The sequence below is a fragment of the Neobacillus niacini genome (assembly GCF_023715785.1).
Lineage (GTDB): Bacteria > Bacillota > Bacilli > Bacillales > Cytobacillaceae > Neobacillus > Neobacillus niacini_E.
In genome coordinates this window covers 38,814-60,073 of sequence record NZ_JAMBOX010000013.1, presented here as the reverse complement: position 1 = coordinate 60,073, position 21,260 = coordinate 38,814, and the positions used below count along the sequence as shown (strand labels likewise).

Here is a 21,260-nt window from a genome sequence, read left to right as displayed (position 1 = left end):
TTTTTAGGATTGAGCCTGTTTGATTTTTTGGTCGACAACTGACATAAAGTCCTGTTCAATTTGCAGCAATTTTGCTTTGCTTTCTGCAAGGCTTGAACTGTTTACGCCAAAATAAAATTTTACTTTTGGCTCTGTACCCGATGGGCGCAAGCAGACCCATGTTCCATCCTCAAAGGTATATTTAAGGACATTGGACTTCGGCAGGTCGATTTTTTCTTCACCAGTGGATGTCATTCTTTTTCCAATTAAGTAATCTTCGGTTACAGCCGTTTTTAATGATCCTAGGCCAGTAAGAGGTTCCTTGCGGAAGGACGTTAATATCCGTTGAATCAATTCTGCACCCTCTTTGCCTTTTAAGGTCAATGAACGCAGGCCTTCCTGAAAATATCCGTATTTTTCAAAAACGCACATCAAGCCTTCGTAAAGAGACATGCCCTTCTTTTTATAATGGGCACAAACCTCGGTTGCAAGCAAAGCGGCCTGAACCGCATCTTTATCACGGGCAAAGTCACCAATCAGATAGCCATATGATTCCTCATAACCAAATAAAAAGGTGTGTTCACCGGTTTCTTCATATTGTTTAATTTTCTCGGCAATGAATTTAAAACCAGTTAAGACGTCTTCTGTCTCTAACCCATAAGCAGAGGCAATTTTACGGCCAATCTCCGAGGTTACAATCGTTTTAAATACAATTCCATTCTTGGGAAGCGTGCCTTTTTGCTTTTTCTGGGATAATAAATAATCCAGCAATAAGGCTCCAGTTTGGTTACCTGTCAGGACAACGTACTCGCCTTCGTGATTCCGAACGGCAATTCCCAAGCGGTCTGCATCCGGGTCTGTACCGATTAACAGATCGGCGCCAACCCGTTTCCCTTCACGGATTGCCAATTCAAAAGCGGCGTGTTCTTCCGGGTTAGGGCTTTTAACCGTTGAAAATTCCGGATCCGGGAGCTCCTGTTCTTTTACAACCGTCACATTTTTATATCCCAAGGCTGCAAGTGCGGCCCTAACAGGCTTATTGGCTGTGCCATGTAACGGAGTAAAAACAATTTTGATGTCTGTTTCATTGGCAAGCCCCTGATTTTCGGAGATGGTTTTAAGTTTTTCTATGTAGGCCTGATCAATGTCTGCTCCGATCGTTTTGATTAAACCGGTCGCACGCAGCGTGTCTTCACTGTCAACCTTCATCAGTAATTCATTGTTGATTTCATTCACCTTGGCAATGACCTCATCTGCCGGTGCCAGCGGAAGCTGCCCGCCATCAGGACCGTAAACCTTGTAGCCGTTATATTCCGGGGGATTATGGCTTGCGGTAATGACAATGCCGGAAAATGCATTTAATTGCCTCAAGGCAAACGATAGTTCCGGGGTTGGCCGTAGTTCGTCAAACACATAGGTTTGAATACCTCTTGTCGCCAGTGTTCTGGCCGCTTCCATGGCAAATTCCGGTGATTTATGACGGGAATCATAGGCAATGACCACTCCGCGCCGTTTTGCCTCATGACCGTGATCCTCTATGTATGCAGCCAAACCAGCAGAAGCTTTGCGGACAGTGTAAAGATTCATCCGATTAGTGCCGACGCCAATCTCACCCCGCATCCCGCCAGTGCCAAACTCCAAATTTTTATAAAATGCTTCTTCCAGCAGTTTCTCATCCTGCCAAAGAGCTTTCAACTGTTTTTTTAGCTCAGAATCCAAATCTTTGAATTCCAGCCAACTTTTCGCAGTCGCTTTCCAGTCCATCCTTAGGAACCCTCCTTCGAGTTGCTATTCAATAATATTGTTTCTTGTCGCCAGGGTGTAACTCCTTTAAAAATTGCCAACATTTACCCGACAATTTTTGCATTCTCCTATGTATACAGCAATCCCTTTCTATAATACCTTAACCATAAAAAAAGAAAAAGCCTAGACGGCTTTTTCTTAGACCAGTAATTCATTGTCCGCTTTTGTATACATACTCAGAATTGTATTTTTCATATTTTTCGCTTCAACAAATTGTACGTAGGCAAACGGAAATGCCAGGCCAAACTCCTCAAGAGTTGCCACATTTTTATTAAACAACCCCTCATATTGATCATCAAGCAACGGGGATTCAAGGATGGAGATCAAAGTTTGGATACTAGCCATCACTTGAAAGGCATCCCTCAATGTACCAAATTCCTGCAGCTGCTGTTCGGAGGTATGCAATATTTTCAATTGTTGGAACTGATCGATATCATCATCAGAAAAATAAAGCGGAAAAATATTTGAATATATATACCTCACTAGCTTACATATTTCTTCTTCCTGACCCGGAGTCGAGGCAAAAACAATCTTCACTACCAACCCACCTTTGCCATCGCTGTTTTCTGTCGTATTATATATGATAAGAATACCATATCTAATCCTACCTTTTCGGTGGTAATTAGTGGATAGCAGGTGAGATTTGTCATGATTCATACAAGCCGCATGGGAGAATGGTTTCAAGTCATTGTCCCCGATCCTTGGCAAGGAAAAAACATTGAAAGTCTGTTTCGGGATCTGTGGGAGGTCCCAAAAAAATTAACTCACACTTTCCGAATGGAAAAAAAGGTTCGAATTGATGGCGAAGCAGCCAATTGGGGAACGCCGCTCGCTGCTGGTTCAAAGCTTCAGCTTCGTTTATTCGAGGCGGAAGAAACGCATATTACTCCGCATTTCCAGGAGTTAGAAATTCTTTTTGAGGATGACCATGTGCTGGTTCTCAATAAACCGCCGTTTATCAACACTCATCCCAATGATCCCAAACAGGAAACAAATACCCTTGTAAATGGCGCCTGTTTTCATCTGCTGTCGCAAGGAGAAATCCGCGACATCCGGCAAATTCACCGCCTTGACCGGGATACGTCCGGAGCGATCCTATTTGCTAAGCACGCCATGGCAGGAGCAATTCTCGACCGTGCACTTGTTGAGCGAAAAATAAAACGCACCTATTTGGCATTGGTGGATGGCATATTAAAACAAAAACGCGGTACCATTCAAGCAGCAATTGGCCGCGACCGCCATCATCCAACAAGAAGAAGGGTATCACCCTCTGGACAAGCAGCAACCACCCATTACCGGGTTGTGATGGAAGATAAGCTTAAAAGGCTATCGTATGTAAAATGCTGGCTGGATACAGGAAGAACACATCAAATTCGCGTTCATTTTAGCCACATCGGGCATCCATTGCTGGGGGACACTCTTTATGGAGGGAAACCAGTCGTTCATAGGCAGGCATTGCATGCGGCCAAACTTGAATTTACTCATCCTTTTACGGAAGAAAAAATTGTTTGTCATGCACCGTTTAAAGATGAACCGGATATTTTTAAAAATATCGATTTGTTGACCATTTGAAAAAGCCTCCCCAATTTTGAAGGGAGGCTTTTTGCCTTTTTAGCTTGCTTTTCGGAAGGCCCGCATAACGAAGCTTAACAATAAAACTAATACTGCTGCACCAATGATGGCAGGTATGATTGCAAACTCTGCCACCTCTGGTCCCCAGTCTCCTAAAACGGCCTGTCCGAGCCATGCTCCTACAAATCCTGCGATGATATTTCCTATAATGCCGCCTGGTACATCTCTGCCTACGATAAGGCCGGCTAACCATCCAATAACTCCACCGACAATTAATGCCCAAATAAAGCTCACGTTAGAACACTCCTTTTCAGTATTCACCGATTTACTTAATTTCTAAGCTGTTGAGCCTGTACAAACAGTAGCACTGCCTGTACTAAATACCTTACCCAATTATTAATTTTTTACTCACCGCCAAGACTTTTTACGAGAATATTTCCTGTCTATGGTTAAAACCACATACATATTCTTGGATTTGTTGGCAAAAGTAAAAAGTATTATCGTCATGGTTAATAATTAGAAAATTCAAATGTTAAGTTTTTGTAAATTTAGTTAAATTACTTTTTACTTTCCGCTACCTATCATATAAAATTATTTTCGTTCATCACCAATTCTGACCTATTATATTGGAGGTTTTAATTTATTATGGCATTCAAAAAACATGACAAGTTCTCGGTAATGTTACACAATATCTCCTCTAACCTTAAAGAGGGCGTCAATTTCTTTACCGAATACAAATTAAAGGAAGTCAGCGATTTAAAAATTTTTTCAGAAAGAATGAAAGAGATCGAATCAAAGGGTGATACGTTTGTTCATGAGGTGATTAAAGAGCTTAATGATGCCTTCATTACCCCAATTGAACGCGAAGACATCCTGCATCTTGCCATGACAATGGATGATGTGCTTGATGGCCTTGAAGCTACAGCTGCACTGTTTGAAATGTATTCAATTACCCAAGCGGATGAATTTATGATGCAATTTGTCAACGCTATTCAAAATAGCGTACATGAAATCGATAAATCTATAGAACTGCTATCGAATAAAAAACTTCCGCAAATCAGGGAACATGCCATCAAAATCAAAGATTACGAATCAAAATGTGATAACGTGCTGCGACAATCGATAAAAAATCTATTTAATGTAGAAAAAGATCCAATCCGAATCATTCAATATAAGGAAATTTATGAAAACCTAGAAGATATTGCCGATAGCTGCCAAACTGTAGCCAACACCCTTGAAACCATCATCATGAAAAATGCGTAAGGAGTAAACAAATGGATTTAATTCTTATCCTAACAGTATTAATTGTTATATTTGCGCTATCATTTGACTTTATCAATGGTTTTCATGATACTGCCAATTCGATTGCCACCTCTGTATCGACAAAGGCACTAAAACCTCGGCAAGCAATACTCTTGGCCGCGATTATGAACTTTGTCGGCGCTATGACATTTACGGGGGTTGCCAAAACGATTTCAAAGGATATCGTTGACCCATTCACACTTTCAAACGGGTCCGTTGTCATTCTCGCCGCACTAATTGCCGCTATTTTTTGGAATCTGCTTACATGGTATTACGGTATACCGAGCAGTTCATCACATGCTCTAATTGGCTCAATTGCCGGGGCTGCACTTGCAGCGGAAGGAGTAAACGCGCTAAACTATAGCGGTTTTATTAAAATTCTTGAAGCTCTTCTACTTTCGCCAGTCTTGGCTTTTGTGGTTGGATACATTATCTATAGTATTTTTAAAGTAGTGTTCAAAAACTTTAACTTAACAAAAACAAATCGGAATTTTAGATACCTTCAAGTCGCTACTGCGGCATTGCAATCATTTTCCCATGGAACTAATGATGCCCAAAAAGCAATGGGAATCATTACAATGGCTTTAATTGCCAATGGATATCAAAGCGGAGATGAAGTTCAAACCTGGGTTCAAATCTCCTGTGCTACTGCAATGGGACTTGGCACTTCCGTTGGCGGATGGAAAATCATTAAAACCGTCGGCGGAAAGATCATGAAAATCAGGCCAATTAATGGAGTTGCAGCCGATTTAACCGGCGCTGCCGTTATATTTGGGGCAAGCTACATCCATGTACCCGTCAGTACAACCCATGTTATTTCTTCTGGTATTCTTGGTGTAGGGGCATCCCACCGAATTAAAGGCGTAAAATGGGATACAGCACAACGTATGCTTGTTACCTGGGTCATTACCCTGCCAATCACTGCACTAATTGCTGGAATTTCTTATTTCATACTTAATTTATTCTTTTAATCAAAACCCAGGGTCATTTTCATGACCCTGGGTTTTTTACCTTTGATGCAACAAAAAAAGAGGTTTTCCGCGTATATTGCGGAAAAGCCTCTTTTTTTAGCTTGTTATTGCTGAACCATCTTCATAATCCAGTCGAGGAGTACGCCTCCAAAGTAAACCCCAAATACACCCACAACAGCTGAAAATACAGGCGGCGCAGGTAAGGGCAGCTTTAAGAATCTAAATAACATTCCAACAACTAAACCTGCTACAAGAGCTAATAGTACCTCTTTCATGTCAATCCCTCACTATTACTTAGTAATTGCTGCTGGAAATTTCACCCTTGCTGATTGCAACACCTGAGCTTGCTCCAATTCTAGTTGCACCGGCCTCAATCATGGCAAGCGCATCCTCTCGGCTTCTGACTCCGCCAGATGCCTTTACGCCAATTTCTGGCCCTACTGTTTCACGCATTAAACGAATATCTTCCACAGTTGCCCCACCAGTTGAGAAGCCGGTTGATGTCTTAACGAAATCTGCACCTGCTTTTACTGAAAGCTCACATGCGCGTTTCTTTTCTTCATCTGTCAACAGTGAAGTTTCGATGATTACCTTTACAATCGCCTTTCCTGTTGCCGCATCTACGACAGCCCTGATGTCCTGTTCCACAAAGTTGTCTTGTTTATCCTTCAAAGCACCAACATTAATGACCATATCAATTTCTGTCGCGCCATTTTCAATAGCATTCTTTGTTTCGAATGCTTTAGTCTCAGAAGTTGTTGCCCCGAGCGGGAAACCGATAACCGTACAAACCTTAACATCCGGCGTATCTTTAAGTAACTCGGCGGCTGTCTTAACCCATGTCGGGTTTACACAAACAGAAGCAAAGGAATACTCTTTTGCTTCCTTGGCTAGTTTAATGATTTGCTCTTTTGTGGCATCTGCTTTTAACAATGTATGGTCGATCATTTTCGCAATATTTTGGCTCATGTTTCATTGCCCCCCATTTTTTAAAGTTACCGTTAGTTTAACCAAAATAACTATATCAAAGCATGTGAACATTTGTAAATCAGTAAATGAACATATGATAATTTTTCTTTTGCACAAGACACAAAAATGCCCATTTTATTCTTTTTTACCCAACAAGAATTTCGCAGTATAGTGGTCGGTAATCAGTACATTGGCAAAGCCGCCCTTTAGCGCCCCGTATATCCCATCAATTTTATTTGGACCGCCGGCCACCAATATCGAAAAATCCTTGTTTTTTAAATCATTCAAGTTCACCCCAAGCGTTCTTTCATTTAGGCTTTCATTACAGATCCTTCCCTCTTTATCAAAAAATCGGGAACAAATATCGCCAACTGCTTTTCCTTCGAGCGATTGGATGTCGCTGTCTGTAAAATAACCCAATTGAAATAATAACGAGTCCGTTTTCACTGGGCCAATTGTAAATAAAGCAATATTTGCCTGCTTCCCAAGCTCCAATATTCTTCTGATATGGCGGTCGGCCTTCATTGCTTGTTTCACCACCACATGGTCAACAATAGCCGGCAGCGGCAGATTGTGAGGAGCAGTATTAAAGGCCTTTCCAAACAAATACAGTATTTCAGATGCATAAGTATTCGTCTCCGAATGACTTACTCCGCCTTTTAATTGCACAACCTTCACGTCTTTTACAAATTTCTGCTTTAACTCAATGGCAACATGGTAAAGCGTAGTCCCCCAAGTCACCCCGATAATATCATTGTCCTTGACAATTTCATCGAGGAATCCCGCTGCTTTTTCCCCTAGATAATTTTTAATAATATGGTTTTCATATTGCGGAATCGAGGCAACAATCGCCTTTTTTAAGTTGAACTTATGCTCAAGCTCGCTTGCCAGGTTTTCCACATTTTCAGTTGGGTCCGTAATAGTAATTTGGACAATCCCTTCGCTTTTTGCCTGCTGCAATAATCGTGATACAGTAGGTCTGGAAACACCTAGGATATTGGCGATCTCATGCTGATTATAGTCCAGTAGATAGTATAATTTGGCCGCTTCAATGACCTTATTTAATTTATCCTGATCCAATGCCATCACCTGAATTTCTTTTGATTGCCTTTATTATAACATTTGTCAAAAACGTGGTGAACATTATTTCAAAATGCATCATCAATGTCCATAAGGGGAAATCTTTATAAAAGTTTCTTTTTTAAAAGGGACACAAAATAGTCTAATTTATGATTCCATTCTTCTGTATACTTAACATGGATAAAAAAGTTTCCAGAATTGGGGGGCGATGGGATGGAAAAATTAGGAGTATACATAAGCAGGCACTACAAATGGGTACTGATTGTTTGGGTTTTGGCCATTATCATGTTTGGATTTTTCGCCATTAAACTGCCCGCTGTATTAAGCGGCAACGGTTTCGAATTCAACGGAGAATATAATCAAACAAGGAAAATCCTCGAGGACGAATTCGGCCAAGCAAAATCGTCGATTATCCTCGTTTTTGAAAAAGAAACGTCCGTCAGTGATGAGAAATTTATTGAGTTTATCGAAAGCACTATTAAAAGGCTTAGGAATTTTGTTGACGCAAAGCAGGTCATCACACCCTTTGACCGTGAAGGGATGATCAAAGGAAATTATGCCTATGGACTGCTGACCTTTGATAAAAAGTCAGAAAACCTTGGGAATGAAATAAGTGATTTGGGAGGGTTGCTAGAAAGCGATAAAGGCCTGAAGGTGACAATGACTGGCGAACCGGTGATCGTCAAAGATTTAAATACCGCCAGCCAGAAGGATTTGGCCAAGGCTGAGATGATTGGGATGCCGATTGCCCTGTTGATACTGATTCTTGCCTTCGGCGGTCTTGTAGCTGCTTCGCTCCCGCTTATTATCGGTGTTGTGTCAATTTTAGCAACAATGGGAGTTGTTTATTTCTTCAGCTATAGTGCTGATTTAACTATTTTCATCTTAAATATCGTCCCGATGATTGGCCTAGCACTGAGTATCGATTTCGCATTGCTGTTTATCAATCGGTATAAGGAAGAACTGAGAAGTAAATCGATTGAGGAGGCAATCGGGATTTCTGTTGCCACGGCAGGCCGCTCGATTATTTTTTCCGGACTTTGTGTATTTCTTGGGTTATCTGGACTATGGTTTATCCAAATTGATATATTTCAAAATGTCGCCCTCGGCGGGATGACAGTCGTGTTGGTATCTGTCCTCTGTGCCTTAACCTTTCTTCCGGCCTTTCTAGCATTCTTGGGGCCGCGAATCAATAAGTTTAGCGTTTTACGGATATCAGACAAGGGGACCAGCGCTTGGCATGCATTCGCTAAGTTTGTCATGAAGCGGCCGGTGCTAATGGCAGTTTTGGCGTTAGCAATTTTGCTGGCGGGACTGGTGCCTGTCCGGGAAATGACGTTAACCATCCCGGGCACAGATTCACTTCCCCCTGAATATCCTTCCCGGGTCGCCATGGAAAAGTTTCAAGATCATTTTTTTGAAAAAGAAAAACGCAATGACAAAAAGGTATCGATCATTCTAGAAACAAACGGAGATGTGTTGGACAAGGCCAATCTTGAAAAAATAAATCGGGTAATTGAACGACTCGAGAAGGACTCGCTTGTTTACTCTGTGGACTCGGTGTTTTCGGCATTAGGGGTTAGAGATCTAGACCAGTTTGCGCAGCTGCTGAGCTTCGGCGATAAAGCCCAGCTTACCCCTTTGTTGGGTCACTTTGTCCGGGAAGACAAAATGCTTGTTGAGGTGTATTTAAAAACAGGCGGCCACACTGCCAAGGCACGGGATTGGGTTAGGAAGTGGTCGGAGAAGGATTTGGGTGTGAATGCCTCATTTGGCGGCTCGATTAAATTTGAGCAAGAAATTTTTGATGAAATCATTGACAAGGCGCCATATGGTTTACTGTTAATTATGATTTCGACGCTGGTGATTCTCATGGTTGCGTTTCGTTCGATACTAATTCCATTGAAGGCCATTTTGATGAACGCCTTAAGTCTCGGCTGTACATTTGGGATTGTCGTGTGGATTTTCCAGGAAGGTCATTTGGGCATGGAACCGGTTAATATCGGATTGATTCTGCCAGTGTTTGTATTTACCTTGGTGTTTGGGCTGTCGATGGATTACGAAGTGTTTCTCATCTCTCGGATTCAGGAGTTTTATTTGCAGTCGGGCAATAATACAGAAGCAACCATTTCCGGATTAACCTACACAAGTAAAATCATTACCTCGGCAGCAGCGATTATGATTGTCGTAACAGGAGCCTTCGCTTTTACCGGGGTCATGCCAATTAAGCAATTGGGTGTCGGCATTGCCATTGCTATTTTTATCGATGCAACGATTGTGCGGATGGTGTTGGTCCCTTCATTAATGAAGCTGCTGGGCGACTGGAACTGGTGGTTTTTTGGGCTTAAAAACAAACATACTGCGGAGCATTGAAAAAAGCCAGCCTGATGGGTTTGGGCTTGAAAATCAACATGCAGCGATGCATGGAAAAAGCCAGCCTGATGGGATTGGGCTGGCTTTTTGTTATGTTAGATGTTTTTTGCGTAGTTCTCGTTAGGAATTTTGCTTAAGATTACATATAAGCTGACCGGCTTGGAGCCGCTATTTTTGAACGACATTTCCTCTTCGCTGTTTACATGGATGAGATCTGCTTCGGCCACTTCTGTTTCCGTGCCGTTATTGACGATCGTGCCAGTACCGGTTATTACATACAAGTATGTTTCCGTACCCGGGTGTTTATGTGTTGGCAGGGCCTGCCCCGGCAAGAAGTTTATAACGAATGCGGCCATTTCGCCCTTTTTGTAAATGATTCTCTTTGTGAATTTATCCTCGCAGTATTTCATATAAGCCTTTACAGAATTCTTTTCCATTTGCTCAATACGTGATCCACTGAATCAATTACAACGTGCCGAGACTTTGTTCCGCCAATTACATCAGAAATATGGCTTCAATTTTATTATTGAGTCTTATTTGGTTTATATCAGCCCCGAGTTTACCTTATACAATGCCCCTCCAAATCATTCTGTTATACTCCCGACACAAGTGAATAAATTTTTGAAAAAGTTAAATACGGAGTACTCAAAGCTGAACGAAGGCCATGAGAACCTTGCCAAACCTCTGGTGTCATTGGATTTGGTGGACTCGCCGTTTGCTACCTACCCTCAGTATAGTTACGAAAGTCTTCGAAAGGGTATCATAAATTGTTTTTCTTGTCATGGGCAATCGACTTATGTAAAGGGAAATAAGGTAGAGTGTAGGTTGTGTGGGGCCAAGGAGTCGCTGGATGCTGCTGTGTTGCGGGGTGTACAGGAATTGAAGATGCTTTTCCCAGAGATGAAGATTACAACGAATTTGGTGTTTGAGTGGTGTGGGGGGATAGTATCTAAAAAGATGATAGCAAGGATACTTAAAGAAAATTTTCAAGCAATTGGGTATGGGCAGTGGACTTATTATAAGTGATTGGGTGTTTGTCTACCGAAAAGTGTTTCTTTTGTTATTTGGGTAGCCAATGGCAATGATTGGCTACCCAATTCATTTTCTTTTCTTCATTTCAGTCGCCAATGACCCTGATTGGTTACCCATTTCATTTTATTCTCTTGCGTTTAGGTCGCTAATCAAATTAACTTTTTCAGTATTGCCCTTTTCAAAAACCAAAAACCAGCCGCATAACCCAACGCGGCTGGTCCCAAAAAATCAAATCTCAAGCTACCCCCGCTCCCACTAGAGCAGTTCCCTTTCGCAGTGCCAATTTATTGACCTCGATTAAATGTAACTTATCTTCCCCAAGTACTTTCTTCAATGATTCAAGAATCGCAGCCTCGGTGACAATCTTAGACAATTCAAGGAATGCCCCTAACAAAATCATGTTGGCCACCCGGGAATTTCCCAGATCATTGGCTAAGTCCGTTGCCGACAGTTCGACAATCCTAATGTCCGTTCGCTCGGAAACCTTCATTACCAAAGAAGAATTCACAAGCAACAGCCCGCCGGGACGGACGAGCGGTTCAAATTTATCAAACGAAGGGTTGTTCAGGACAATCGCTGTTGTTGGCTTGGTCACTACCGGTGAGCCCACCGGCTCATCGCTTACCACTACAGCGCAGTTTGCGGTCCCGCCTCGCTGTTCTGGTCCATAAGACGGCAGCCAGGAGACGCCTTTTCCCTCTATCATTCCAGCATAAGCAATCAGCTGTCCCATTGACATGACACCCTGACCCCCAAAGCCGGCAATTATCATTTCCTCGAGCATCGTACAATCCCTCCTTTATTTCCCGCCATCAGCCTTATTTTTATAAACCCCAAGCGGATAAACTGGAACCATTTGCTCCTTTACCCATTCTAATGATTCAGCAGGGTCGAGCCCCCAGTTGGTCGGGCAAGTCGACAGGATCTCAATCATTGAAAAACCCAACCCTTTTTTCTGCGTTTCAAATGCCCGGCGAATTGCCTTTTTGGCCTTCCCAATATGTGGGACATCATGAGTCGACACCCGCTCGATATAGACCGCACCATCGAGGGTTGCAATCATTTCACAAACCTTAATCGGCGAGCCCTGAACTCTAGCATCGCGGCCAAACGGGGTCGTCGCCGTTTTCTGGCCAATCAGCGTCGTGGGCGCCATCTGCCCGCCGGTCATGCCATAAATCGCATTATTTACAAAAATAACGGTAATATTTTCCCCTCTGGCAGCAGCATGAATGACCTCGCTGATGCCGATTGAGGCAAGGTCGCCATCCCCCTGGTAGGTAAACACAAAGCGGTCAGGCAGCACCCTTTTCACGCCGGTTGCCACAGCAGGTGCCCGTCCGTGGGCCGCCTGCGTCATATCACAGTTAAAATATTCATAGGAAAGCACCGAACAGCCTACCGAGGCCACGCCAACCGTGTCTTCAAGAATGCCCATCTCCTCGAGAATCTCAGCCACCAAGCGGTGAATCACGCCATGTGTGCACCCCGGACAGTAATGAGTAGGCTTATCTGTTAACCCGGTTGTTTTTGTAAAAACGGTCTTCATTGTCATACCGAAACACCCCCGGCAACTGTCACGATTTTTTCAAAAATTTCATCCTGGGTTGGGACGACGCCTCCGGTTCGACCGAAGAAATCTACTGGGGCATGGCCATTGACCGCTAGCCGGACATCCTCAACCATCTGGCCTGCGCTCATTTCAATTGAAATATAGGCCTTCACCTGGTCGCGTGTTTCAATAAATGGCCTTTCCGGGAATGGCCATAACGAAATCGGCCGAATCAAGCCCACCTTCACACCTGCTTCCCTCGCTCGGTTCACCGCATTCATCGTAATCCTTGCCACTGTCCCAAACGCAACCATAATATAATCCGCATCTTCAATCATAAACGTTTCATAACGGACCTCGTTTTCCTTCATCAACGCAAACTTTCGTTGCAAATTCCAGTTACGCCGCTCCAACGTTACCGCATCAAGGTCCAAAGAGCTAATGGTCTTCGGTCCGCCGTCGCCTCGGCTTCCAGTTGTCGCCCAGTTTTTCTCGTACTCCCTGACCACGGAACGCTCACCAAACTCAACCGGCTCCATCATTTGTCCCAGCATGCCGTCGCCAAGTAGGATCACAGGTGTCCGATACTTGTCAGCAATATCAAAAGCCTCCAGGGTCAAATCAACAATTTCCTGAAGACTGGCCGGTGCCAACACCGGGATATTATAATCTCCGTGCCCGCCGCCCTTTGTTACCTGAAAATAATCCGATTGCGCGGGTTGGATATTCCCCAACCCAGGACCGCCACGTGCTATATTAACGACTACTGCGGGAAGCTCTGAACCTATTAAATAAGAAATCCCCTCTTGCTTTAAACTAAATCCCGGGCTCGACGAGGATGTCATGACCCTGACGCCAGCACTTGCAGCCCCATACACCATATTGATGGCTGCAATTTCGCTTTCGGCCTGCAGGAACAAACCGCCCACCTCTGGGAGCCGTCTGGCCATGTAGGCGACAAGCTCGCTTTGCGGCGTTATTGGGTAGCCAAAGAAATATTTACAGCCGGCATGAACAGCCGCCTCGGCAATCACTTCATTTCCTTTCATCAACACTTTCCCCATAAAAATCACTTCCCTCACACAGTTTGCAGAACCTTCACAGGCCGGTATACAGAGATGACACTATCCGGACATACCTGAGCGCACTTGGCACAGCTGATGCAATGCTCCTGGTCAACCACGCACGCCGGACGGTAGCCTTTTCCGTTTAAATAGTCTGCCAGAAAAATAACATTTGTTGGACAAACCTGGACACAAAGTCCGCACGATTTGCAAATATCTTCATTAAAAACAACCCGTTTTTCCACGGAACTCACCCTTCCCAAGGTAGTTTCATAAACCGATCGATAAAGACAACTTTATAATCTTTGGCAAAATCCTCAGCTTGATTTTTTAAATGTTTGGAAATGGTTGTATATAAAAAAGGGACATTGAGGTTTTCGGCAAGCCTCCTACTTAACTCCAAACCTTTTAAAATATCATCCATCGTTGTTTCCAAACCGATATTTGAATTGTTAATCACACCTGTCACTTTCAGGCGGGAGGCTTTTTCAATTTGTGCCACAGTGTGTAACGCCCCCTCGAGCGTACTGACATATGGCCGATTAGCATTCAGGACAAACCAAACTTTAGGACACAGATCCTTCCATTCATGATAATATTGTCCAAGTGCAATCGCACCGTCCTTATCGCCCCCTGCATCTATGATCAGGCGATAGCGCGGGTCATGGAGCACACGATAAATTTCACCAGAAACAATCGGAAGGTCAGATGTCGCCAACCGGCTTTGCGGGGCAATTAATTCCACATCATGTGCTTGAAAAATAGCGGCGGCATCACGCGACCGATAATACGGATTAATGATGTCCAAATCGTTGATCGCTACCTTCTCATGCTGTTTCCGTTCGGATAAAGCATGATTAATCGCTAGTTCTGTTTTGCCGCTGCCGAAGTGACCCGTAAAAATGACAACTCTATTGGAATCCAACTGGGACACTCACTCCCTTCACATTTATTGTAAGCGTTTACAAACCAAAACCCAAAATAACCATTATTTTCTTTAAGGCTATTATAAAATACCGCCGCTCTGTCTGCGTTGACTTAAGTCACACCCTGAACTTGCAGATAAAGAGAAAGAAGCTCCGAAGAACTTCTTTACACCACCTTAACGGGCAGTAAGTCCTGGGGACAACTGCCCGTATAGGTCCGATTGGTTCAATTAACCATCAGTGGGGGATGAAAATAACCCCCACTGATGGAAGTTTCACTTTACGACATAAATGAAATAATCACCTTTTGTGGCAGTTCAGTAATCTGGTTACTTTTCAATCTTTCACAGGATGGCATCTCAAAGGAAAAGTCTTCTACTTTTTCAGGAATAACTCCTTTTTGCTGCAACTCTTTAAATACTATTTCCATTGCTTCATCAGTAGAAATCTTCTCTTCAGACCCCTCGATTTGGAAGCATTCAACACAGGTTTCAATAATATTTTCTTCGATCTGTTCTTGGGCGAACACCAATTTTGCACCGGCAATGGCTTCAACTTCCTGGTTTTCTAATTCAATAATTGTTGTAATATTCATGCCCAATTTCCCCTCCAATTTTAACTACCATCATTATATAAAATTAATCCCTTTATTAATGATGAAAACTAGTTTTTTCACGATTTATTCATATGTTTTTGACAAATTTCTGTCCATTTGCCGCTTTTTTAAAAACGGATGATACGAAAATGATAATCCCCCTTTTTTAATTAATAATTGCCATAATACAACAAATACTATTGGAACCTACCACGAAAGCTTGAGGAGGTTTACCCTTGTATAAAAAAACCATCCTAGTCTGTTTGCTCCTTATTCTTTTCGTTTGGCATTCTCCTAATTCTTATTTTATTGCCAAAGTTGCCGCCGCCCAACCAATCATCGAATTACGGCTTTTGGAAACAACCGATTTGCATGCAGATTTAATCAATTATGATTATTATCTATCAAGGGAAAATAACCGAATTGGCCTGGTTAAAACGGCGACGCTCATTCGGAAGGCCCGAAAGGAAGTCAAGAATTCGTTGTTGTTTGATGTAGGTGATCACCTGAAGGGAAATCCACTAGGGGAATACTTAGCAAGAATCAGAGGGATTCATAAAGGGAAGATTCACCCCGTTTACCGCGCTTTTAATCACTTAAACTATGATGCGATTGCGATTGGCAACCATGAATTTAATTATGGATTGAAATTTTTAAATGCCGCATTAAGAGGCGCGAACATGCCGGTGATTAATGCCAATGTGATTTCACTAAAGACAAATACCCCTTATTTTAATCCATATGTGATTTTAAAAAGGAAATTTACGGACTTGAATGGAGATGCCCATGAATTGAAAATAGGAGTAATCGGGTTAATGCCGCCTCAAATCATGAAATGGGATAAAACAAATCTGGAAGGAAGGGTGTTTCCAAAGCCGATTGTGGATGCGGCCAATGAATATGTCCCGATTATGAAGACCGAGGGCGCGGATATCATCATTGCCCTAGCCCATACCGGCATCAGTGCGGAAGCTTATTCTCCCGATACCGAAAACGCGGTCTACTATTTGACAAAAATTCCGGGGATCGATGCCATCCTTGCCGGGCATTCCCACAGCATTTTTCCCGGACCGGCTTATCAAAAATTGCCGAATACGAACTTGGAAACCGGAGAAATAAGAGGCAAGCCCGTTGTCATGGCTGGGGCATTTGGCAGTCATCTCGGCATCATTGATTTGAAAATCAAACAAATGGCTGGAAAATGGAAGGTGGTAAACGGGATTTCACACGTTCGCCCGATTGCCGATGATGATGGCAAATCCCTTGTAAAAACAGATAAGCTACTATTTCAGTTGTTAAGGTCTGAACACCAGGAAACCGTAAACACAATTAGAAAATTAGGGTTCTGATAAGGTGAAGTTAATAATGATGGTTATTGTCCGGCTTCCGCTCAGAATGCGTTGATAAAGCCGGACAATATACTTAAACTTCCGATTCACATAACGAGCAAGATAATAAAGTAGGCTGCCATCGTGATCAACCCAACTGGCAATCCGAACCGGGCCCACTCTTTGCTGGTAATATTCAGCTTTCCTGCTGCAATAATATTTGGGATATTCCCTGGAATTAACATCCCCCCGCTGATAATCAGACCGAGCAAGACGGCCTGTATCGTTTCGGAATCCATAGCCGGGCTAATTTCTGCCGCGGCAAGGGTAGCATTATCCAAAATAGCGGAAATCATATTAATCCAATACAACAAAGCTGGTGGAAGCCCGATTATGTATTCGTTAATTAGCGGCTCAAACCCATGCCCGAGGAAGGTTAGTCCCATGACAAATAAATAGATTTTTACCGACCGAATCAATATTTCTTTGTAGCTTTCGGTTTTTTGTTCAGACTCTAATCCACTGGAAGATTCCACTGGCTTGACCAAAAAAATCGTTAGTAACCCAAAAATGATAACGGCTGGAATGACCTCAGGACCAATCAAGCGAAATAAATAGAAAAAATCCTCATCTAGTTTACTGATTGTAATCGTAGATAAAGGCTCGCCAATTGGTGTTAACACCGCCCCAAGACCTATGGAAAAACAAGCCAATACGGTTAAGCGGACCTCTGCTTTACGATCAAGCGGAAGCACATTGATAATAATAACCAGAACAATAGCGGCAATGATCGCAGTAATAATACTGGAAACCAGACCTAAAATGATGACAGTTAATGCTAAAAAAATCGGCAGGGACATTTTTTTAATCAGGAATAGGATGGATTTTTCGAGCGGAACTTGAAGCCATTTACATAACAGACCGGCAATTAGGACGGCCAGGGTAATGTTGATTGGGTCCACAAGGGCCTTTTCAACTAAATGCAGACTCATCATCCCGCTAATGGAAGCCGCAGCAATCCCCATGATAAATAGGAAAACCTCCAAATTGTGCTCAACCTGTTTGACAAAAAAGGGTAAAAACAAAACTAAAAATAAAATAATGAGTAAACCAATCATTTCTCCCAAATCCTTCTATTAGATATATTTAGATTTAATTCCATTATAATATCTTTTTTAAAAGTTTGACAGTTAATAATGGCTGCTTTCCCAAGTGCCAGCCTTTATTTTAATCGCATGTGTCATGTTTAATAGGCGGCAAATATTATCAATTTTAACAATTTAATAAGAACTATTTACTTCTAACTTGACACTCAATGTTCAAAAACTTCACCTTTTGTTCAATTCTGCGCAAAGAATATTCCCTATAATAGAGGTAATGAAAAGATTTTAATTAGATGGGTTGTGTTACAGTGGAAAAATTACTATATATTACAGCTAATCCAAAAGGGATTGAGAAATCAAAGGGCTTGAAAATTGGCGAAGCTTTTCTCGAAGCTTTTCATGAAGAACGCCCCGATGTAGAAATAGAGAAAATCGATTTATTTGCGTTGGATTTTGTGCAAATGGATCGGGATTTGGTATTTGCCCGTGGTAAGCTTGCAGGATATGGCTATACATTGGATCAGCTGTCAGATGCCGAACGAGAAAAAATCCTAAAAATGCACAAGCTTGCAGATGAATTTATCAGCTACGACTACTATGCATTTGTTTCGCCAATGTGGAATTTAAACTCTCCTGCCGTGTTAAAAGCATACATCGATACCCTGTTTATTGCCGGTAAAACATTTGTCCACACGGCAAACGGGCCTAAGGGGCTGTTAACCGGAAAACGCGCGATCCATATCCAGACGAGAGGCGGGCAATATACTGGCACCCCGATGCAGGAACTGGAGTCTGGAGATCGTTATTTAAGAATAGCAATGAACTTCCTTGGTATTGAAATGATGGATACAGTCATTGCCGAGGGCTTGGATTTAAATCCTAGAAAAGCCTCTGAAATTGTTGAGGCCGCGAAGGAAAGGGCCATTTTGTCGGCAAAGGAAATGGCAAAAACCCCCCTTCCTGTTTAAGATTCTCTTCATTCAAAAAGCTTCCCAATAGATGTGGGAAGCTTTTATTTTTTAGCAAATTTTGTCGATGTTTGTAAAAATGATAGTATAATCAGAGGTGAACTAACTTTTAGGGGAATTTATCCCATTATCCATTGCTAGGAGATTACATTAATGTTCAAGGATTTTATCTCGAATGCCTCCATTTTAATTACCTCATTTTTTATCATGGGGCAGATTTTTAAAAACATGCCATTACGTCACATTTCCCCTTTTTCGACTAAAGTTTACTGGGGTTTGTCCTATGGGGCACTAGGCAACATCCTTATGCTATATAGCATTAAGGTTAGCGTGACCACCATTGCCGATCTCCGCCATTTGGCGATTGTATTAGCGGCAGCTTTTGGGGGCTTTATTCCGGCCATTATTGCTTCCGTACTTATTGCACTCGGGAGAATTATATTTTTTGATATTACCAGCGCCGCAATCTATGCATCAATCGGAATGATAGCAATAGGTGTCATATCTGGAGCGATTTCAAAGCTTCATTACAATCACACAGCCAAAGCCTTTACGATGAACCTTGGCGGCCTGTTCATCGTAACCATCGTGCTGGCCATTAACGTTGATGACCCGGTTGTACTAAAAAACATTTTAATTACGCATTACATGATCTCGTTAATCGGAGGTTTTATCGCTTACCATACCTCGGTGTATATTGACAGGTCCAACGATGCCCTCCGGGAGTTAAATCATCTATCCTACCGTGATGGTTTAACCGGTATTTTCAATAGAAGATTTTTTGACATTACGATTGAAAAGGAATGGGCAAATTGCTTAGTGAAGCATGCGCCGCTAACCTTGATTATGTTTGATTTGGATTACTTCAAAAAGTATAATGACACCTATGGCCATCTATCCGGAGACTCCTGTTTGCAAACCATCGCTCGGGAAATAAATAGCCTCATCCCTCCAGAATCAGGCTATACATTCTGCCGATACGGCGGTGAAGAGTTTTCTATCATCATGCCCTTTACAACCCAGGTGGATGGGGAAAAGTTTGCCGGTTCCCTCAAAAAAGCGGTTCAGTCCTTGAAAATTCCTCACAGCAGCTCGAAAATTGCCGATATCGTAACCTTAAGTATTGGTATAGCCGGCATGGTCCCCCATCCATCGGGCGAGCCGCAGGAATTAATTCATAAGGGTGATTCGGCATTATATACTTCTAAAACAAATGGCAGGAACACAATTTCTGCCTATCATTAGGATAAAAAGGGCGCTTGGGTACTGCTCAAGTCGCCCTTTTATTTGGCGAATTTCAGTATTTTCAGGGACAGAATGATAATTTTTGTTGTAACTTGCGGAAATTCACTGTAAAATTTTCCTATCAGCTCCTCTTTGGACGGTGAAGCAAATGGAAGTTACCAAACATCTTTTCCTAAATCTCTCCTTTTTAATGATTTTGCTTTTTATTAGTTTAATTTTTATTGAAAAAAGTAAAAAATTCACCTTGTCGAAATCCTCCATCGTGCTATTTTTTATGGCCGCACTATGGATTTGCATTCAATTCTCCTATAGCCCAATATCCTATGCAAGATTCGATTTGCGCATTATTCCATTAGTAGTCGGCGGTTTATATGTTGGCATTGGACCAATTCTCGTTGGATCTGCTCTTATTCTTCGGGGTTTTTATGGGCTGGATTCCGGCCTTTTCCTAACCACGCTGCTATATATTCCATTTGCTATTGTAGTGTGGCGGCTGCACCCTTGGTTTTGGAAACAGTTGCCGCCCCGCCGTGTATTAATAGCAATTGGCTTTGGGGTGGTTCTTGGAGTTCTAACTATATTTGGAATGGTATTATCCGATACCCACGCCAATTGGTTTGATGTCTGGTTTGCCTATCTAGTCATCCCCGCCACCGGCATAGGTATTATCGCCTATTCAATCGAATTTGTCAGGAAAAACAGTGAAATGAGGCAGCAGCTGATTAAAGCGGAAAAATTAAAAGCCGTCGAACAAATGGGAGCGGCTATTTCTCATGAAATTCGGAATCCGCTGACTGCTGCAAGCGGATTTGTTCAACTCCTTGAAGACGATTACCTCCCAAGACAAAAACGGAAGGAATACCTGGCGATTGTAAAAGAAGAGCTACATTCGGCAGAGCGGGTCATCCAGGATTATTTGACCTTTGCCAAACCGGCCATTGAAAGCTTTCAAGACCTGAATGTAAAAAGGGAACTTAAACAAATCATCAGCATTGTTCAACCATTAGCCAATCAGAATTCGGTGGCGATTTCAACTGAATTCGCAGTGCTTGGCAATATTAAAGGAGACCAGCAGAAGTTTCGCCAATGCTTCGTTAACGTTCTCAAAAATGCCATTGAAGCGATGCCAAATGGCGGCTCGTTGATGGTATCGACGGAATATAGTCACGACTTTGTTTCGATTATCATAAAGGATACTGGAATAGGCATGTCCACTGAACAACTTGAACGCTTAGGCGAACCTTTCTATTCGACAAAAGGAAAAAATGGAACCGGGCTCGGAATGATGGTCGTATATAGTATTGTCCGGGCCATGGAGGGATTCATTTCAGTTGAAAGTGAATTGGGTGCCGGGACCACTTTTCAATTTAAATTTCCTGCTTCACTTCGATCGTGAAC

22 protein-coding genes are annotated in these 21,260 nt (G+C 42.5%); 8 read left to right on the top strand and 14 right to left on the bottom strand.

Annotated elements, in window-relative coordinates:
- Positions 1-3: 3 nt before the first annotated feature.
- Entirely contained in the window at positions 4-1,743 is a 1,740-nt protein-coding gene (locus M3234_RS20570) for a phospho-sugar mutase (RefSeq protein ID WP_262306504.1), read from the bottom strand.
- A 177-nt stretch (positions 1,744-1,920) separates the two neighbouring features.
- Positions 1,921-2,319, bottom strand: coding sequence for a YhcU family protein (locus M3234_RS20565; RefSeq protein WP_262306503.1), 399 nt, complete (start codon positions 2,317-2,319; stop codon positions 1,921-1,923).
- A gap of 111 nt (positions 2,320-2,430) precedes the next feature.
- Between M3234_RS20565 and M3234_RS20560 the strand changes: the two genes are divergently transcribed.
- A complete protein-coding gene (locus tag M3234_RS20560) occupies positions 2,431-3,354 on the top strand; it encodes an RluA family pseudouridine synthase (RefSeq protein ID WP_262306502.1) in 924 nt (307 codons plus the stop codon).
- 39 nt (positions 3,355-3,393) lie between these two features.
- Here M3234_RS20560 and M3234_RS20555 read toward each other — a convergent pair whose 3' ends face one another.
- A complete protein-coding gene (locus tag M3234_RS20555; protein WP_262306501.1) occupies positions 3,394-3,648 on the bottom strand; it encodes a GlsB/YeaQ/YmgE family stress response membrane protein in 255 nt (84 codons plus the stop codon).
- A gap of 351 nt (positions 3,649-3,999) precedes the next feature.
- Here M3234_RS20555 and M3234_RS20550 point away from each other — a divergent pair, with 351 nt between their 5' ends.
- Both M3234_RS20550 and M3234_RS20545 read left to right on the top strand, forming a co-directional pair.
- Positions 4,000-4,617 (top strand): DUF47 domain-containing protein, encoded by a 618-nt coding sequence (locus M3234_RS20550; RefSeq protein WP_066316577.1) that lies wholly within the window; start codon positions 4,000-4,002, stop codon positions 4,615-4,617.
- An 11-nt stretch (positions 4,618-4,628) separates the two neighbouring features.
- The gene (locus tag M3234_RS20545) at positions 4,629-5,627 is read left to right on the top strand and encodes an inorganic phosphate transporter (protein WP_262306500.1); all 999 of its coding nucleotides are present in this window, start codon (positions 4,629-4,631) and stop codon (positions 5,625-5,627) included.
- A gap of 104 nt (positions 5,628-5,731) precedes the next feature.
- Here the strand turns inward: M3234_RS20545 and M3234_RS20540 are convergent, their stop codons facing one another.
- From M3234_RS20540 to M3234_RS20530, 3 genes are all read right to left on the bottom strand, one after another.
- Positions 5,732-5,902 (bottom strand): XapX domain-containing protein, encoded by a 171-nt coding sequence (locus tag M3234_RS20540; RefSeq protein WP_262306499.1) that lies wholly within the window; start codon positions 5,900-5,902, stop codon positions 5,732-5,734.
- A gap of 19 nt (positions 5,903-5,921) precedes the next feature.
- Complete coding sequence (deoC, locus tag M3234_RS20535) at positions 5,922-6,596, bottom strand: deoxyribose-phosphate aldolase (RefSeq protein WP_262306498.1); 675 nt, start codon at positions 6,594-6,596, stop codon at positions 5,922-5,924.
- 135 nt (positions 6,597-6,731) lie between these two features.
- Positions 6,732-7,676: a sugar-binding transcriptional regulator gene (locus M3234_RS20530; RefSeq protein ID WP_262306497.1), complete on the bottom strand. Its 945-nt coding sequence runs from the start codon at positions 7,674-7,676 to the stop codon at positions 6,732-6,734.
- A 213-nt stretch (positions 7,677-7,889) separates the two neighbouring features.
- On the opposite strand from M3234_RS20530, the gene M3234_RS20525 reads away from it, so the two are divergent.
- Entirely contained in the window at positions 7,890-10,049 is a 2,160-nt protein-coding gene (locus M3234_RS20525) for an MMPL family transporter (RefSeq protein WP_262306496.1), read from the top strand.
- Positions 10,050-10,144: 95 nt separating this feature from the next.
- Here M3234_RS20525 and M3234_RS20520 read toward each other — a convergent pair whose 3' ends face one another.
- From M3234_RS20520 to M3234_RS20490, 7 genes are all read right to left on the bottom strand, one after another.
- Positions 10,145-10,486 carry a cupin domain-containing protein gene (locus M3234_RS20520; RefSeq protein ID WP_262306495.1) on the bottom strand — a complete coding sequence of 114 codons (342 nt, stop codon included), beginning with the start codon at positions 10,484-10,486 and terminating at the stop codon, positions 10,145-10,147.
- An 830-nt stretch (positions 10,487-11,316) separates the two neighbouring features.
- Positions 11,317-11,865 carry a 2-oxoacid:acceptor oxidoreductase family protein gene (locus M3234_RS20515; protein WP_262306494.1) on the bottom strand — a complete coding sequence of 183 codons (549 nt, stop codon included), beginning with the start codon at positions 11,863-11,865 and terminating at the stop codon, positions 11,317-11,319.
- 15 nt (positions 11,866-11,880) lie between these two features.
- Positions 11,881-12,636: a thiamine pyrophosphate-dependent enzyme gene (locus M3234_RS20510; RefSeq protein ID WP_262306493.1), complete on the bottom strand. Its 756-nt coding sequence runs from the start codon at positions 12,634-12,636 to the stop codon at positions 11,881-11,883.
- Entirely contained in the window at positions 12,633-13,697 is a 1,065-nt protein-coding gene (locus tag M3234_RS20505; protein ID WP_262306492.1) for a 3-methyl-2-oxobutanoate dehydrogenase subunit VorB, read from the bottom strand. Before M3234_RS20505 ends, M3234_RS20510 begins: the two co-directional genes overlap by 4 nt.
- A 14-nt stretch (positions 13,698-13,711) precedes the next feature.
- Positions 13,712-13,942 (bottom strand): 4Fe-4S dicluster domain-containing protein, encoded by a 231-nt coding sequence (locus M3234_RS20500; RefSeq protein WP_262306491.1) that lies wholly within the window; start codon positions 13,940-13,942, stop codon positions 13,712-13,714.
- A gap of 5 nt (positions 13,943-13,947) precedes the next feature.
- The gene (locus M3234_RS20495) at positions 13,948-14,622 is read right to left on the bottom strand and encodes a CobW-like GTP-binding protein (protein ID WP_262306490.1); all 675 of its coding nucleotides are present in this window, start codon (positions 14,620-14,622) and stop codon (positions 13,948-13,950) included.
- Positions 14,623-14,903: 281 nt separating this feature from the next.
- Positions 14,904-15,218 carry a hypothetical protein gene (locus M3234_RS20490; RefSeq protein ID WP_262306489.1) on the bottom strand — a complete coding sequence of 105 codons (315 nt, stop codon included), beginning with the start codon at positions 15,216-15,218 and terminating at the stop codon, positions 14,904-14,906.
- Positions 15,219-15,454: 236 nt separating this feature from the next.
- Between M3234_RS20490 and M3234_RS20485 the strand changes: the two genes are divergently transcribed.
- Positions 15,455-16,567, top strand: a complete 1,113-nt coding sequence (locus M3234_RS20485) for a metallophosphoesterase (protein ID WP_262306488.1) — start codon at positions 15,455-15,457, stop codon at positions 16,565-16,567.
- Between the two features lie 86 nt (positions 16,568-16,653).
- On the opposite strand, the gene M3234_RS20480 is transcribed toward M3234_RS20485, so the two are convergent.
- Entirely contained in the window at positions 16,654-17,664 is a 1,011-nt protein-coding gene (locus M3234_RS20480; RefSeq protein ID WP_262306487.1) for a DUF1646 domain-containing protein, read from the bottom strand.
- 293 nt (positions 17,665-17,957) lie between these two features.
- Here M3234_RS20480 and M3234_RS20475 point away from each other — a divergent pair, with 293 nt between their 5' ends.
- The 3 genes from M3234_RS20475 to M3234_RS20465 all read left to right on the top strand — a co-directional run bounded on the left by M3234_RS20475 (position 17,958) and on the right by M3234_RS20465 (position 21,258).
- Positions 17,958-18,617, top strand: coding sequence for an FMN-dependent NADH-azoreductase (locus M3234_RS20475; protein ID WP_262306486.1), 660 nt, complete (start codon positions 17,958-17,960; stop codon positions 18,615-18,617).
- Positions 18,618-18,770: 153 nt separating this feature from the next.
- Positions 18,771-19,862 (top strand): GGDEF domain-containing protein, encoded by a 1,092-nt coding sequence (locus M3234_RS20470; protein WP_262306485.1) that lies wholly within the window; start codon positions 18,771-18,773, stop codon positions 19,860-19,862.
- 148 nt (positions 19,863-20,010) lie between these two features.
- The gene (locus tag M3234_RS20465; protein WP_262306484.1) at positions 20,011-21,258 is read left to right on the top strand and encodes an ATP-binding protein; all 1,248 of its coding nucleotides are present in this window, start codon (positions 20,011-20,013) and stop codon (positions 21,256-21,258) included.
- The last annotated feature ends 2 nt before the right edge of the window (positions 21,259-21,260 follow it).

Coding starts and splice junctions, on each gene's coding strand:
- M3234_RS20480 (WP_262306487.1), bottom strand. CDS start 17,664: ATGATTGGTTTACTCATTATTTTATTTTTAGTTTTGTTTTTACCCTTT.
- M3234_RS20570 (WP_262306504.1), bottom strand. CDS start 1,743: ATGGACTGGAAAGCGACTGCGAAAAGTTGGCTGGAATTCAAAGATTTG.
- M3234_RS20490 (WP_262306489.1), bottom strand. CDS start 15,218: ATGAATATTACAACAATTATTGAATTAGAAAACCAGGAAGTTGAAGCC.
- M3234_RS20520 (WP_262306495.1), bottom strand. CDS start 10,486: ATGGAAAAGAATTCTGTAAAGGCTTATATGAAATACTGCGAGGATAAA.
- M3234_RS20515 (WP_262306494.1), bottom strand. CDS start 11,865: ATGCTCGAGGAAATGATAATTGCCGGCTTTGGGGGTCAGGGTGTCATG.
- M3234_RS20465 (WP_262306484.1), top strand. CDS start 20,011: ATGGAAGTTACCAAACATCTTTTCCTAAATCTCTCCTTTTTAATGATT.
- M3234_RS20540 (WP_262306499.1), bottom strand. CDS start 5,902: ATGAAAGAGGTACTATTAGCTCTTGTAGCAGGTTTAGTTGTTGGAATG.
- M3234_RS20545 (WP_262306500.1), top strand. CDS start 4,629: ATGGATTTAATTCTTATCCTAACAGTATTAATTGTTATATTTGCGCTA.
- M3234_RS20510 (WP_262306493.1), bottom strand. CDS start 12,636: ATGACAATGAAGACCGTTTTTACAAAAACAACCGGGTTAACAGATAAG.
- M3234_RS20505 (WP_262306492.1), bottom strand. CDS start 13,697: ATGGGGAAAGTGTTGATGAAAGGAAATGAAGTGATTGCCGAGGCGGCT.
- M3234_RS20525 (WP_262306496.1), top strand. CDS start 7,890: ATGGAAAAATTAGGAGTATACATAAGCAGGCACTACAAATGGGTACTG.
- M3234_RS20470 (WP_262306485.1), top strand. CDS start 18,771: ATGTTCAAGGATTTTATCTCGAATGCCTCCATTTTAATTACCTCATTT.
- M3234_RS20560 (WP_262306502.1), top strand. CDS start 2,431: ATGATTCATACAAGCCGCATGGGAGAATGGTTTCAAGTCATTGTCCCC.
- deoC (WP_262306498.1), bottom strand. CDS start 6,596: ATGAGCCAAAATATTGCGAAAATGATCGACCATACATTGTTAAAAGCA.
- M3234_RS20550 (WP_066316577.1), top strand. CDS start 4,000: ATGGCATTCAAAAAACATGACAAGTTCTCGGTAATGTTACACAATATC.